We start from the raw sequence: 15,736 nt of genomic DNA on the forward strand, positions 1-15,736 counted from the left end.
GCGCAATGATTAGAATTTCAGACTGTTCGCAATCTCTTCTTCACTTTCAATTTCACGATCGATCTCACCCTGTGCCTTGTTGGCAATAATCACAAAGGGTAGATAAACCAGCGTGGCGATACCGAGGTTAAACAGACTTAGCAGGAGTGCCGCAATACTCCCGTTGGTATTAAAGAATGCACCTAAACCCGCGGGCATAGTCCAAGGGGCTATATTGGTGATCGGTGGGATAATGCCGCTGTAATAAGCCACCGACGTGATAATGGCCAATATCGGCTGAATCATAATGAACGGAATAAACAGCAGTGGATTCATAATGACCGGCAGACCGAATAAAATTGGCTCATTGATCTGGAAGATACTTGCTGGTGCTGCCAGCTTCGCTACCTGACGATAATCCTCACGACGGGAAGCAATCAAGATGGCAATAATCAGGCCGAGAGTCGCCCCCGTTCCGCCGAGGAAAATGTAGGAATCGACGAATGGTTTAGCCCACATATGGAACTCTTTACCCGCTGCCAGTGCAGCATCTACCGAACCATATTGGGTATAAGTCGCCACGTTTTCCAGAGCAAATGGCATCATTATGCCACTTTCCAGCGCAGACAATGCCATCGCACCGTGCACCCCAAAGAACCACAGCAGGGAGGAGAACATCACATATACCCAGCCTACGACGTTGCCCATTTTCGATAATGGCGCTGAGATACTGTCGATAATCACTTGGTGGAAGTTAGTACCATGCTGGCCAAGGGCATAGGCCATCACCCCCATAATCGATAGGATAATAAAACCGGGGATCACAGCAGAGAATGAACGTGAAACCGAGGTTGGTACGCTGTCCGGCAGGCGGATCACCCAGTTGCGGCGCGTGATAAAGGTAAACATCTCCGCAACCACTAGCCCGATAATAATACCGGAAATAATATTAGCTCCACCCAACCAGTTAGCCCCCACAGCGTAAGCATCACCAACACTGTATGGCGTGACGGTCATAAAGGCCGCAACCGCCAACAACGCGGCGGCCAGAGGATCAACTTTTTTCTCTTCGGCTAACGCCATACTGATAAAGAATGGCGTCATCAACGACATGATACCGAGAGTACCGTTATAAACGTTCCCGCCAATTCCCTTCCAACCATTCAACATGGTTATTGTATCAGCGTCTAAACGCACCCCCATCGAGTAGAAGAATGACCCATCACCAAAACTCAAGAACACATTGTTGATCAAAACAAACATCGCTCCGGTCAGGGTGAGCGGCATTAGCCTGATAAATCCGTTTTTGATGGCGTTAATATGTTGCTGTCTGCCTATTCTAACGGCAAAGGGTAAGATGACTTTTTCCAGAGAAGCAATAAATTGGCTCACGATAATCCCCTATTATTGTTTTGCTTTTTTTATGGCGGCCACCGCAGTTTTTAACACCCCTAAACCATCGACCTTGCCGTAGAGAAGCGAGTCGATAATTTCAACAGGTTTATGGGGAAACATTTTGGTTATTTCAGACAGCATATAGCCAATCTGTGGCCCTAATAGGATCACATCGGCCTCTGGGCCTTTTTCCGCCGCTAACGCTTCTGGGAACGCATTGATTATGACTGGAACTTCATACTTTTCCGCTTGCGCCTTCATTTTAGAAACCAACAGCGACGTGGACATTCCAGCAGAACAAAACAGATAAATTTTTTTCTTTTCCATACCCAACACCTTTTGAGGTTCAAAAGACACAAGTTATTGATATGCCAGTTGCAATGGTGAAACTCCGTTTATCTGTACAGCACCACTCGCCGAGGTGATTTCCATTGTTCCTGGTTGTCGAGAGTATACGGAGTTGCTTGGTAAGGCAGTAATTCCGTGCTTATATAAATAGTCTATAATTGACATTACAGATTGATATTCTTCACACTTCTTACTAATGACATTGTGATGAATATCGCAAAATCGTTATTTATTATCATTGCGAATTAAGTTTAATTCTTTGATTTTAAACAGATAAAACGTTATGACTTTCGGCATTAATACCGAGTGCTCGCCAGAGAAAAATAAAGGTAACCAAGTCGGCAATAAAGTTAAACAATCTTATCAATTTGAACTGGCGGCTTGGTCATTCAATCGCCCAGCGCTTTCTTGGCTGAGGGTCAGCATAAGAAGATATAGGTTCATGATGTTTTATTTTATTAAGAAGACTACGATGCAGGTAAAAATCACGGTGAGTTGTTGCTTTCGATGTGGGTTTTGGCGGACTGGCTTATTTGAAAGACGAAGCATCGCCTTAGGTCAAAGTGATAAGAGGCATCAAGCGACGCAGTATCTCTATTCTATTTATCCCGTGTGCAGTAAAACCCCGTCCTTCATTGCAAGGCGGGGAATCATCATACGGCGCTATTCTGCCGTTATACGAGCTTAGCGCCCCTTTTTCTTGCGCCCTGGCTGGGCAAAGCGCTTACGGGAAGCCGCATTACCATCAGATTTCTCTGCGACTTTCGGCCGTTTAATACTCGGTTTTTTCTCTGCGGCAGGTTTGGACTGGGCTTTCTTCGTCGGCTTGTCTTCGGAAGATGAATGCTCAATGAGCTTAAATAACTCGATTAGCTCATCGTCAGTAAAATCTCGCCACTCACCCTGTGGTAACCCTTTTAGATTGATATTCATGATGCGAGTGCGCTCAAGTTTGGTGACTTCATAACCAAAGTGGCTACACATGCGGCGAATTTGGCGATTCAGACCTTGTACCAACGTGATACGAAACACAAAGGTTGCTTCTTTCTTCACTTTGCATTTTTTGGTCACCGTTCCCAGCATCGGCACGCCGGCGCTCAGGCCGAGAATAAACTCATCCGTCACCGGCTTATTAACTGTCACCACATAATCTTTTTCGTGATCATTCCCGGCTCGCAGGATTTTATTGACCAAGTCGCCATGATTTGTAAGGAAAATAAGCCCTTGAGAATCTTTATCCAGACGTCCGATAGGAAAAACACGTTTGCTGTGGTTAACAAAGTCAACGATGTTATCCTGCTCACCGTCCTCTGTGGTGCTAATGATACCAACCGGTTTATTCAGCGCGATCAATACCAGATCATCTTCATCCCGTGGCTCTATAAGCTGACCATTAACTTTCACTACATCTGCGGCATAGACTTGATCGCCAATCGCGGCTCGCTTGCCATTAATAAAAACATTTCCCTGTTCAATATAACGATCGGCATCGCGACGAGAGCAAATACCGCTCTCGCTAATGTATTTATTAAGACGAGTGGATGAGTGGGTCACCATAGTTCTTCCGAAAAACGCAAACTATACCTGATCTAGGGGAGGTTGCGAAGCCTATAAAAGAGCTTGGCTTCTATACATACTCCAGCAACATTAATCGTCATTGTCGGTTTAGCCTGAAGTTAATGGCATAATTCTGGCTAAAAGTGAGAAACGAATTATGTCACCGATATCACTCACTTCACCACCAAACCACCAAACCACCAAACCACCAAACGCTAATGATGCCAAATCCTCTTTTATGTCAGTCAACGCTCCCGAAAGATAAGCGGTTAAAATCGACGATAAGTGTTCTTGGTTGACTATTTAATCGAATACTCCGTTTATCACGGATGCAATAATGGAGGTACTTAATGCTATCAGTACCAAGTCATTGCCCACAATGCGCCACTCATATCCGGGATAAGACGGTAATTGCCCCAGTAGAGAGACAGGAACGGCTTTCTTCGCAATACCCGGTGGAAGTGGCTTACCTCGTGCCAGATTTTTAGCAATACCTGGAGGTAATGATTGATACCCGGTCAGCCCGTAATTAACCGCTAATGGACGCACACGATCATAGGTGAGATTCACTGACACTAAATTATCATGGCCATGTTTGCTTTTGCTGCCCTGATTAGCGGATCCCTTGCCAGCACTATTGCCATGGTTTCCACCACTGTTTCCATGTCCACCACTATTCCCATTGCCAGGGTTGGCCATCAAAGGGGCTGAAGATAACGATAGAGAAACCGTCAGCGCTAATGCAATCACAGATAAACGATGCTTAAACATTTTTATGCCTTCACTGGTCACGATATATAACCTGAATTTAGCCAACTCTATCGATATAAGCCATATAGAATGGTCTTATTTCATAGATTATGCTTTTTATCGATTATGGTTATCTACTGTGCCGCCGCCCAGTCAACTGCCCATTGCAGCGAGAAAACATCGCCCGCTCTGCCGGATTTTCATGCCATGGGTAATAGAGACACTGACAAGATGCTGGCGCTCAGTGGTTAATCCTGATAGCCGGCCACGGCAACCTAGCATAGTCCCAAAAATTACAGGTATAATCCCACAAATTATTCAACGGGTTTAGAAACGAAAATGACAAAACTCACCTTACAAGAGCAGATGCTAAAAGCGGGATTAGTGACCAGCAAAAAAATGGCCAAAGTCCAAAGAACGGCTAAAAAATCACGAGCTCAGGCTCGTGAGGCAAGAGAGGCGGTGGAAGAAAATAAAAAAGCACAACTTGAGTGTGATAAACAGCTAAACGAACAACAAAAACAAGCGGCTTTATCTAAAGAATATAAAGCTCAGGTGAAGCAGCTCATTGAAATGAACAAAATCGACATTTCAAAAGGCAATATTGGTTTTAACTTCACAGATAATAATTTAATTAAAAAAATAGTTGTAGATAAGATGACTCAAGCTCAGCTAATTAGTGGTCGTCTCGCTATTGCTCGTTTGGTTGTCGATAACAGTGCCGAGAGTGAATACGCTATTATCCCCGCCAGTGTCGCCGACAAAATCGCACAGCGAGATGCGAACAGTATTGTGTTAAATAGTGCGCTTAGTCAGGAAGAGCAAGATGAAGAAGATCCCTATGCCGATTTTAAAGTGCCTGACGATTTGATGTGGTAATCAACCTGTTGCAGATATTTATGTATGAAAAGTCCTTCAGGGCTTTTCATTAAAATTTTATGTTCAACTGATGTATGAAAACTCGAACGCTCATTGGTAATGCGTATTCCATCGCAACTCATTAGCCTGCCAATCCCTCGCGGTAACTATCGACGCAAGCTATACTTATCTCACTAACCACCCTAGGTATAGCATTACAACCATCTTGAATAATCTCGGCAATCCCATTGTCTTATTTACCTGTGGAGTGCATATGAGTATTGATTCCAAAATCCCCCGCAAGATAAAAGCACCGAGTTATCTTGATGCACTGATCCCAATATTTACCCTGATCATTTTGGTGGGTTCTTCTGTTGCTCTGTTTGGGCTTGATGCCGTCAACGGCCCGTTACAGGTAGGGATCATTATTAGCACCATGATCACCGCCGTGATTGTGTTAAAGAATGGCCATACCTGGGATGAGGTTTCTGAGTCTGGGCGTAAAGGCATCTCAACTGTGGTGGGTGCAATTTTTATCCTGTTTGCCGTTGGGGCGCTGATCGGTACTTGGAATATGTCCGGTACCATACCGACCATGGTGTATTACGGCATCCAAATGATTACACCAAACTGGTTCTTTCCTATCGCTTTCTTGGTTTGTGTTGCGGTCTCTATGAGTATCGGTAGTTCCTGGACGACGGCCGGTACCTTGGGCGTTGGATTAGTGGGTTTGGCCAATATGCTGGGGCTATCGCCAGAAATCACTGCTGGCGCGGTGATCTCTGGGGCTTACGTGGGTGACAAAATCTCACCGTTATCAGAAAGTACCGTGCTGGCGGCTCAGTTGAATGGTGTGCCACTGTATACACACATCCGTGCGCAACTGTGGACCACCATTCCTGCTGGTACTATCGCCTTGATTGCCTTTATTATTTTTGGCATCAATCAAAATAGCGGTTTTGATACCACAGTCACCAATAACGAACTCACCCGGTTTGGTGAACTTTTCCACATCACACCGTGGAATTTGCTGCCGCTGGTTTTCCTATTGGGATTATCAGTATGTAAAGTTCCAGCCTCACTGGCGATTATGTGTTCAGCGTTGCTGGCCGGTGTGATGACTGCATTTATGCAGCCGCAAGTTATCGTGCGGTTTATCGCGGAACCCGATTTAGCCACGTCATTACAGGCGATGAAAGCCATTTGGCTGGCAATGGCAAACGGTTTTCAGGAAAATTCAGGGATAGCGCAGATCGATGCCCTGCTTTCTCGCGGTGGAATGGACAGCATGTTGCTAACCATTTGGTTGATCATCGGGGCAGTGACCTTCGGGATTATGGTGGATGATTTTGGTTTGCTCAATAAACTGGTCACCCCACTGCTGCTGCGAGCCAAAGGCATTACCCGCCTGTTTGCCTCTGTTGTAGCAACCGCCATTGGGCTGAACATTACCGCTGGCGACCAGTACATTGCACTGCTACTGCCTACCCGCCTGTTTCGTGGCGAGTTCGCCAAACGAGGATTAGCACCAGAGAACCTGTCGCGTATTGTTTCTGACGCCGGTATTGTGACTTCGCCATTGGTTCCATGGAACTCATGTGGTGCTTATATGGCCGCCGTTTTAGGGGTTTCAACCATGGGGTATTTGCCGTTTGCCGTGTTTAATATTGTCGCACCGTTAATGACGCTGGCATTAGGTATTGCCGGCATTAATATTCGTCGGATACCGATGACTGCCGCTCCAGAAGATTCAAAAGGAAATGATCCTGGCTGTGAACCTGTTCAGAAGTAACAAACGACAAATAATGACCGAGGCGATAAAGACCAGCACCAACAGTGTAAACTTTAATGTTATATCGTCGAAGTGATACAGCGTGGTAATGAAGTAAAACACGCTGTAGTGAACGATATACACGCCTACCATCGCCGGGCTGATAAACTCGACCACATGGGTTATCAGCCGGTTCTTAATATTAATATTATCGAACAGAATAAACAGTATCAGGCTCATGGCCAACAAATGAGCATGTTCTAGCACAAACCAGCCAGCAACGCTGGGTTGAACATGGAGAGTCAAATAACGCTCATAAAAGTACATTGAAACTCCAACTGGAATAAGCATTATTTTTGCCAGCCCAAATACGTGTACTCTTTTGGTAAACAAGCGCCCTGATTCAGAACCGAGCATGTGACCAAAAATATAGTACCCACCCCATATCCAGATAAATGAATAACTGGAAATAAACAGCGGGTCATTTTTGCTGTCCACCGGGCTGAAGATATCAAGCAAAGCAATAATAGCCACTAGGCTGGCGAAGAAAAAGGCTGTTACTCTTAAATGCTTAATGCCTTTAAGGATGATCGGATATATTACATAGATAATACCCATACTCAATAGTATGCCATTCTGCAAGAGATAGCCTTGCTGTATGTAGGTTGTTTTGATCAGTGATAAAACAATATTCCAAAGTAGCATAATCAAAATGATGGATTTTATTTTTATCACAATATCTTTTTTGGTGAGCTCCTCCACTTCATCCATATACCCTATAATGATAAAAAACAAAGGTTTGGATATGATTGACAAGAAGTACAAGATACTCATGGTATTAGCATTGAGAAAACACTCATAGGCACAAACTTGGCTTGTTGAGAAGAAAGTGACTGCAGCAAAACAGCTCAAACTTTTTAAAGCATGCTGGCTTACATTTTTAATCATTATGCTATGACCAATTACTCAGTGCCATAATATGCACCATGTTGTTTTTTATAAAAATAACCTTAGTACAATAACATCATCTACACAATGCATACTTACCAGTAAAGGTGGCTTGCAAAGTATTATTTATTGATCAAACTAACCACTATCGAAGTACAAGGTTTTAGCCATTAACCTAGCTTGATGATTTGCACATTTGAGTACCATCATCGTGTGGCAACATCATGATAGAATAGTGTTATTTCAATTAAAAAATAAATGGAAATAACCTTATCTTTCCACGCAAAAAAAAATCCGCCACCTGCCTACGCATCTAAAAAAAATAAAATAATATTTTTATTTTCACTAAAGATAAGCACTATTAACCGAGAAAAATCTAATTTATGGTGTTTTTTCTCTGTTTAATGGCAAAGATTCAATCGATTAAAAACTACTATGCTGCCAATGATTGTAAAGGATTCTCTCTGGACAGGAAAAATTGATGATTATAGCTATGATTTAAATCGTGAGTGCATAACGTTAGCCTTTAATAACACATAACTTATGACTGGGTGTCAGTAAGGAAAACCATGACAAGTTCATCAACGAATAAACTGTCCCTATGGTCTCTCACTGCTTTGGTGGTGGGTTCCATGATAGGTGCCGGGATATTTTCTTTACCGGCGACCTTTGGACGCGCAACGGGTGGGTTTGGTGCCATTATCGCTTGGTGTATTGCAGGCGGTGGTATGTTAATGCTGGCCTTTGTTTTCCAAACACTGGCTCAGCGTAAACCCAATCTGGATTCCGGTGTATTCATTTATGCCAAAGAGGGATTTGGTGATTATCTTGGGTTTGCTTCAGCCTTAGGATTCTGGGCTGGTACCTGTATTGGTAACGTCTCTTACTTTGTACTGATTAAATCAACATTAGGAGCCTTCTTCCCCATATTTGGTGACGGTAACACCATCCCTGCGGTACTGGTGGCCTCGGTCATTCTGTGGGGCTTTCATATTCTATTACTCCGTGGGGTAAAAAGCGCTGCCGCCATTAATACCATTGCCACTGTCGCCAAAATCCTGCCTATCATCTTATTCGTTATTGTCCTGATCTTTGCTTTCAAAGGTGACCTTTTCGCACTCAACTTCTGGGGTGCACCACAAGTGGCTGCAAACGTTGGCGATTTATCTCATCTTAATGACTACGGTTATGTCGGGCATGCAGCGGCAGCTATCGTACCCACTGTTGAGCCTGAATCCTTGTTCAGCCAGGTACGCAGCACCATGCTGGTCACGGTATTTGTGTTCCTGGGTATTGAGGGAGCCAGTGTCTACTCCCGCTATGCCAAAGAACGCAGCCATGTCGGTATTGCAACGGTAATGGGGTTTATCGGCGTACTGTGCCTACTGGTGATGATCACCATGCTGTCTTACGGTGTAATGTTGCGTCCTGATTTGGCCGCGTTACGCCAACCTTCCATGGCGGGTGTACTAGAAGCTATCGTGGGGCGTTGGGGTGCTATCTTTATCAGTGTGGGCTTGATCGTGTCTGTACTCGGTGCTTATCTCTCTTGGTCACTGTTGGCGGCAGAAGTGTTGTTCTCCGCAGCAAAAAGCAAAAGCATGCCAAAGGTTTTTGGTACAGAGAACAGTAATGCAGTCCCTTCTTCCGCGGTTTGGTTAACCAACGTCACCATTCAAGTGTTCTTGATCCTGACCCTATTCAGCCAATATGCATTCCAACTGGCTCTGGAACTGACCAGTTCACTGACCCTGATCCCTTACCTGCTGGTTGGGGCATACGGGTTGAAACTGGCCTGGACCGGTGAAACCTACGAAACCGATAAAACCGATCACAAGAAAGACCTGATTATTGCGGTGATCGCCACATTCTACTCACTACTGATGCTGTATGCCGGAGGTATGAAATATCTGCTGCTATCAGCCATTATCTATGGCCCAGGCACCTTGTTGTACATTATGGCCAAACGTGAACAGCACGCAAAACTGTTTACTCCGGCTGAAATGGGACTCTTCATTATCGTTATGGTCGCCGCAGTTGTTGCCATCTACAACATTGCAACAGGCGTTATTACTATCTGATTGAGGCAAGTCATTATGTCGACTAAAAAAAAGACACAGACCAAGTTTGGTGTACATTCAGAAGTAGGGAAATTACATAAAGTAATGGTTTGTGCGCCAGGCAAGGCGCATAACCGGCTGACGCCAAGCAATTGTGATGAACTGCTGTTTGATGATGTGCTGTGGGTTGAACGTGCCAAGCGTGACCATTTTGACTTTATGACCAAGATGCGCGAACACGGCGTTGATGTGGTTGAGATGCACAATCTGCTGACGGAAACGCTGGCGCTACCGGAGGCCAGAAAGTGGATTCTGGATCAGCAGATTGTGCCAAATGAAGTGTCGTTGGGTATCCTGCGTGAAACCCGCAGCTTCTTGGATGGCTTGGCACCGCGCGCTCTGGCAGAAGTGCTGATTGGTGGCCTCTCCACCACTGAACTGGCAAAAGAAGGCTATGCTGACCACGAAGAGCTGAAGCTGATCCGCGAAGCGGTTGGTATTACTGAATACCTGCTACCGCCGCTGCCAAACACCTTATATACCCGCGATACCACCTGCTGGATCTATGGTGGCGTCACGTTGAACCCGCTGTACTGGCCTGCCCGCCATGAAGAAACTATCTTGACGACGGCTATCTACAAATTTCACCCAGACTTTGGTTCTGCCAACGTCAATGTCTGGTGGGGAGATCCAACCGTACATCACGGTACTGCAACCCTGGAAGGGGGGGACGTGATGCCGATTGGTAATAAAACGGTGCTGATTGGTATGAGCGAACGCACTTCGCATCAAGCGATCACTCAATTGGCCGCAGCCCTGTTCGCCAACAAGCACTCCGGTGTTGAGCGAGTGATGATTGCCGCGATGCCGAAACTGCGTGCTGCCATGCACTTGGATACGGTATTCACCTTCTGCGATCGTGATGTGGTCACGCTCTACCCTGCGATCGTCGATCAGATCAAAACCTTCTCCTTGCGCCCAGATGATGGTCCAACTGGCATGAAACTGAGCCGTGATAAAGGCACCTTTGTCGAAGCGATTGCTGGAGCTCTGAATCTGAAGAAACTGCGCGTCGTAGAAACCGAAGGTAACGATTACGATACCGAGCGCCAACAATGGGACAGCGGTAACAACATGGTTGCCCTGTCTCCGGGCGTGGTGCTGGCTTACGATCGTAATACCAAAACCAATACTCAATTGCGTAAAGAAGGGGTTGAGGTGATTGAGATTGTAGGTAGTGAATTGGGGCGTGGGCGCGGCGGCGGCCACTGTATGACTTGTCCAATTATCCGTGATACTATTGATTATTGATTGAAATAAATCCGTAGCATCTAGGTTGAGCCAAAGCCGGATAGCCTGTCTATCCGGCTTTTCTTTTTGTCCATGCTCGATGGAGTCGCTGTTAACAAAAAGCCCCTTATCGGGGCTTCAGACTGGCGATTTTTTACAGCGGATAACGTAATATCGCATTGAGATCGGCACCAGATGGCAGATCTTCGCTACGCACTGCCAATACCCTTGCTCCGGTTGCTATCGCCCGTTTGGCAATCTCATCGATAATCCCGTAACTGGCTTCATCACCGCTACCGCTGAAAGAGATCAAGCCGTCGTCATCAATGGTTCCGTTCATGCTGCTGTCGATATTAATCAGCAACAGATCGATGGCACCAAAAGTTGCCGCACGAGCCGCATCGGACAGATCCTGCGTCACCCGCCGTTCGCCGGAGCGGACTTCGAAGCGTGACTTTAGGGCATTCAACTGCGCCTGATAATAGTTTTCCAACAGTGGACGAACCTGGGACACCAGCTCAGATGCGCCCAAATGCTCAGCATTGCTGAAAAGAGTTTCATCAATAAGATTCGGTAACGAGTTGGTTGCACGATAAATAGCCGCTAAAGGTTCGGTAGTAACCAAAATAAGCGGATAGTCATGGTTGGCAAATATTGGGCGCAAAGCTTGGTCTATTTTACGGGTGTATTGTGCCAGCCGTACCTTATGGTGAACCGCACCATGATGATGATCGTTTAATGCAGCATCCCCCATGGCATCTCGCTTGTGGGTTGGCATATTCGGCACCGTAACTTCCACTGGCGGTACATCGGCAAAAAACTCGATCAGGCGCGCCTGATTCTCAGACAAAGCCAGAACATAAGCTGAGTGTGGGAATGTAAGTGCTCGTAATAAAGGTTTAAGGTAGAAACGCTCACTCACTTCAAGCTGACTGGGCAGTTCATTCGCCAAACGATAAGTCGTAATGCTGTCCGGCGTGGCTAGAATAGCCAAGCTGCGGGCATGCAGATCCCAAAAATCTTCATCTTTCAACACCGAATAAAGTTCTTCCTCCAACAGGGCTAAGCGGCGTTTATCCAAACCTTTATTCGCAACTTGCTGTAATGCCTGTTTAATAAAGTTACCCAGCTGAATTTTGCTGGCTTCTAATTTTTGGTGCAGCGGAGAAGTTTCAAGGTAGATGGAAATACAGGCATCAGAGCGGACATCGGATAAACGGGAGAATTCTTCACGACTTGGAATATCAACATATAGCATGGACCACCTCGCGAACTTACAGTTTAGTTGGGCTGTGTGATGTTACTCAGTTCGTACCCATTGGAACGGCTATAATCTTACTGACTAGAACTATGCCACACAGGCTGTGTGCACTTTTAGTATAGGGGATTTGAGCGGCAATAATGTAAAAACCACGTTAAAGAGATAATTCATTGTTTGTGTTGAATCCCCTTGCATAATCTCCTCCATTAGTGCGGACGAACAACCGCATCAGTCATAATGGCGCCCATTAAATGAAGGTGTGTCACTCAAGGCCTTGGTTGAATTTTTTATCATGAAAAACATAAATAGATGTAAGCAATTGCGGGAATGAGTAACGAGAAAATATAATATTTTCATTTTTAATACCGTCACTTTAATTAACGGTGACGGATCTTAGATTTTACGACAAAGATAATTTGATTAAGCACTTCCGTATGTACTTTGGAGCCACACTGAGCACCCGCGCGGCGGCATCATGATAGATATTTTCGCTTTCAGAACGGGCTGCTATTACGGACTTTGATCCACTCTTCGCTAATGGGATGAACGAAATGCAGCTCACTGGCATGCAGCATCAGCCGCGGAGTCCGTTCGGTACCCGGTAGCAGGCGACCGCCATAAAGATCACAGCCCCAAATAGGATGGCCCAACTGCTGACAGTGGATACGGAGTTGATGAGTGCGCCCGGTTTCTGGAGTTAGCTGTACCCGCGTCAATGGCAGTAACGTCCCATCTTCCAACTCATGATAAAAACGCTCAACGACCCGATAGCCGGAGCGGGCGGGCTTGCCGTGAGTTGCACAAATCGACATCCGTGGGAACAACGCAGGATCTTTGGCAATCGCTGCATCTATCACTCCCTCGTTATCGTCCAGATGTCCGCAGAGCAGTGCGCTGTACACTTTAGTCACTGAGCGCTGACTGAACTGTTGGCAAAGGGCGGCATTGATAGCCTTATTGCGGGCAATCACCATTAGCCCTGAAGTACCGAAGTCAAGACGGTGAACCAAGGTGCAGCCGGGAAATATCTGTACCAGCCGATAATGCACCGAATCGAGATTTTGTGGGTTTTTCCCCGAGAGGCTGAGCAGTCCGGCGGGTTTATTGATAAGCACCAAGTGATCGTCCTGATAAAGATTCTCGATCTTGTCATGACACGGCGGGGCAATAAAGGTATCGATAATCTTAGACATCAGGCTACCCGGATGGAGAGTGGGAGCGGATGATAACGAATTCTAAGCCGACTGGCGAATCTGGCTATTGTCCTAGCAACCTTTCACACAAACTACTTGAGTGCTCGCGAGAAAATGATTAAAGAGAGATATGGGTAAATTGGCGAGTACGTCATACTTTTCATCTCACTGTAGGAACAAGTCGATATATCAATGTAAACCAAAATTAATCAATAAAAAATAGACAGGTAGTCAATATCACATGACCATAATCATGGTCAAAATCAATCTTCGATGAAACATCGATATGACACCGACCAGAGAAATATGCCAATAATTTACGCTCCGGAAAAATAAATTAATTTTTACTATTTTTAATATAAAATGTAATAACTTAACCATCAGAATCAATATCAAAAAACAGTCCCATTCAAATTCACACTCATTACTTAAACTAGCATTAGGTCTTTCACCCTAAAAGTCCTCCTAATGTCAGAAGCCATTTACAAGAATAAACTAGATTATTCCCGCTTATCACAGAAGTTAGAAAAAACACAAAAAAACAACATAATAGATTGATAAATAAGAATAAATACCCATCCATTAATCTAAGGTGAAATAGATCATTTAGTTATCAATGACTATCGAAAAATGGGTGTTCACTTATTTAAAATAAATCCAAACATAAAAAGAAACTATTTGTCACACAGTGGCTTTGTGCTTTACACCGTATTGATTAGTTGTATGATAATACTCTCTTCGAAGAGAAATCGCGGTATAGAATTATTATGTGGAAATATTGATCTAGAACATTAAATCCGTGTTCAACTTGCAACAATGGATTTAATGTTCTAGGTTTTAATAGGATATTGATATTTTTTAGGAATAAACAATGACTAAGAAAAATGATACCAATGATTTTCGCTCAACACTTCTAGACTCTCGCTTCGGTTCTGAATCTATTCGTCATATAGCTGAAAGCAAACGTTTCCCTGAAAAAGAGATACGCGAAGATGTGGCTTTTCAAATTATCAATGACGAATTATTTCTCGACGGAAATGCACGGCAGAACTTAGCGACGTTTTGCCAAACGTGGGATGACGATAACGTGCATAAGCTGATGGATCTCTCAATCAATAAAAACTGGATTGATAAAGAGGAATATCCTCAGTCTGCAGCCATTGATATGCGCTGTGTCAATATGGTCGCCGATCTGTGGAATGCACCAAAGCAGAAAAATGGTCAGGCCGTTGGTACTAACACCATCGGGTCTTCAGAAGCCTGCATGCTCGGTGGAATGGCGATGAAATGGCGTTGGCGTAAACGCATGGAAGCCGCCGGTAAACCGACCAATAAGCCAAACTTTGTTTGTGGCCCTGTTCAGGTTTGCTGGCATAAATTTGCACGCTATTGGGACGTCGAAATACGTGAACTTCCAATGGAGCCAGGCCAACTATTTATGGATCCTCAGCGAATGATTGAGGCTTGTGATGAAAATACCATCGGGGTAGTACCAACCTTTGGTGTAACTTACACGGGTAATTATGAGTTTCCTAAACCACTTCATGATGCGTTAGACAAATTGCAACGCGAGACGGGTTTAGACATTGATATGCATATCGATGCAGCCAGTGGTGGCTTTTTGGCACCTTTTGTTGCCCCGGATATCGAATGGGACTTCCGTTTACCGCGCGTGAAGTCTATCAGTACTTCAGGCCACAAGTTTGGTCTGGCACCTCTGGGCTGCGGTTGGGTTATTTGGCGTGATGAAGCATCACTACCTGAAGAGTTGGTATTCAAGGTCGATTATCTGGGTGGACAGGTGGGGACATTCGCTATCAATTTTTCTCGTCCAGCGGGACAAGTTATCGCTCAATATTATGAGTTTTTACGCTTGGGTCGTGAAGGTTATACCAAAGTACAAAGTGCCTCTTATCAGGTTGCCGCCTTCTTGGCAGAAGAAATTGCCAAATTAGGTTCTTATGAATTTATCTGTTCCGGTGGTGTCGAGGAAGGTATTCCTGCGGTTTGCTTCCGCGTAAAAGAAGGCGCAAAACCTGGTTACACCTTGTATGACCTATCTGAACGTTTAAGACTGCGCGGTTGGCAAGTACCCGCGTTTGCCCTAAACGGCGGAATGTCTGATGTCGTAGTGATGCGTATTATGTGCCGACGTGGCTTCGAAATGGACTTTGCCGAATTATTATTAGAAGACTTTAAATCCTCGCTGAACTACTTAAGCCAGCACCCATCGCTGGGTGGATTGGCGAGCCAAAATAGTTTTAAACATACATAAAATCGGACACTCTTTCTTTTATACATAATTGCCCTGAAATATCTGCGTTGC

General features: G+C 45.0%; 12 protein-coding genes. 5 read left to right on the forward strand and 7 right to left on the reverse strand.

The genetic code is table 11. The annotated features are described in order from the left end of the window. Positions 1 to 9: 9 nt before the first annotated feature. The 4 genes from chbC to DJ39_RS12785 all read right to left on the reverse strand — a co-directional run bounded on the left by chbC (position 10) and on the right by DJ39_RS12785 (position 4,050). Positions 10 to 1,371, reverse strand: coding sequence for a PTS N,N'-diacetylchitobiose transporter subunit IIC (gene chbC, locus DJ39_RS12765; protein ID WP_004721774.1), 1,362 nt, complete (start codon positions 1,369 to 1,371; stop codon positions 10 to 12). 12 nt (positions 1,372 to 1,383) lie between these two features. After that, positions 1,384 to 1,701, reverse strand: coding sequence for a PTS sugar transporter subunit IIB (locus DJ39_RS12770; RefSeq protein WP_038240822.1), 318 nt, complete (start codon positions 1,699 to 1,701; stop codon positions 1,384 to 1,386). Between the two features lie 705 nt (positions 1,702 to 2,406). After that, entirely contained in the window at positions 2,407 to 3,279 is an 873-nt protein-coding gene (gene rluF / locus DJ39_RS12780; protein WP_004721781.1) for a 23S rRNA pseudouridine(2604) synthase RluF, read from the reverse strand. Between the two features lie 303 nt (positions 3,280 to 3,582). Then, positions 3,583 to 4,050 carry an anti-virulence regulator CigR family protein gene (locus DJ39_RS12785; RefSeq protein ID WP_038251441.1) on the reverse strand — a complete coding sequence of 156 codons (468 nt, stop codon included), beginning with the start codon at positions 4,048 to 4,050 and terminating at the stop codon, positions 3,583 to 3,585. A 318-nt stretch (positions 4,051 to 4,368) separates the two neighbouring features. On the opposite strand from DJ39_RS12785, the gene DJ39_RS12790 reads away from it, so the two are divergent. After that, positions 4,369 to 4,908 carry a DUF2058 domain-containing protein gene (locus DJ39_RS12790; RefSeq protein WP_004721789.1) on the forward strand — a complete coding sequence of 180 codons (540 nt, stop codon included), beginning with the start codon at positions 4,369 to 4,371 and terminating at the stop codon, positions 4,906 to 4,908. Between the two features lie 253 nt (positions 4,909 to 5,161). Continuing rightward, positions 5,162 to 6,679 (forward strand): Na+/H+ antiporter NhaC family protein, encoded by a 1,518-nt coding sequence (locus DJ39_RS12795; protein ID WP_004721792.1) that lies wholly within the window; start codon positions 5,162 to 5,164, stop codon positions 6,677 to 6,679. Here the strand turns inward: DJ39_RS12795 and DJ39_RS12800 are convergent. Then, complete coding sequence (locus DJ39_RS12800) at positions 6,638 to 7,606, reverse strand: acyltransferase family protein (protein ID WP_050777621.1); 969 nt, start codon at positions 7,604 to 7,606, stop codon at positions 6,638 to 6,640. The genes DJ39_RS12795 and DJ39_RS12800 overlap by 42 nt on opposite strands. A gap of 569 nt (positions 7,607 to 8,175) precedes the next feature. Between DJ39_RS12800 and DJ39_RS12805 the strand changes: the two genes are divergently transcribed. Next, positions 8,176 to 9,687, forward strand: coding sequence for an amino acid permease (locus tag DJ39_RS12805; RefSeq protein ID WP_038240816.1), 1,512 nt, complete (start codon positions 8,176 to 8,178; stop codon positions 9,685 to 9,687). Between the two features lie 15 nt (positions 9,688 to 9,702). Next, positions 9,703 to 10,977 carry an arginine deiminase gene (gene arcA / locus DJ39_RS12810; RefSeq protein ID WP_038251443.1) on the forward strand — a complete coding sequence of 425 codons (1,275 nt, stop codon included), beginning with the start codon at positions 9,703 to 9,705 and terminating at the stop codon, positions 10,975 to 10,977. A 133-nt stretch (positions 10,978 to 11,110) separates the two neighbouring features. Here arcA and DJ39_RS12815 read toward each other — a convergent pair whose 3' ends face one another. Then, the gene (locus DJ39_RS12815; protein ID WP_004721797.1) at positions 11,111 to 12,214 is read right to left on the reverse strand and encodes a baeRF11 domain-containing protein; all 1,104 of its coding nucleotides are present in this window, start codon (positions 12,212 to 12,214) and stop codon (positions 11,111 to 11,113) included. 497 nt (positions 12,215 to 12,711) lie between these two features. Beyond that, positions 12,712 to 13,410: an RluA family pseudouridine synthase gene (locus tag DJ39_RS12820; RefSeq protein WP_004721799.1), complete on the reverse strand. Its 699-nt coding sequence runs from the start codon at positions 13,408 to 13,410 to the stop codon at positions 12,712 to 12,714. 871 nt (positions 13,411 to 14,281) lie between these two features. Here DJ39_RS12820 and gad point away from each other — a divergent pair. Next, complete coding sequence (gene gad / locus DJ39_RS12825) at positions 14,282 to 15,685, forward strand: glutamate decarboxylase (RefSeq protein WP_004721801.1); 1,404 nt, start codon at positions 14,282 to 14,284, stop codon at positions 15,683 to 15,685. Positions 15,686 to 15,736: the final 51 nt, after the last annotated feature.

This window comes from Yersinia ruckeri ATCC 29473 (assembly GCF_000754815.1).
In the GTDB taxonomy this organism is placed as follows: Bacteria; Pseudomonadota; Gammaproteobacteria; order Enterobacterales; family Enterobacteriaceae; genus Yersinia; species Yersinia ruckeri.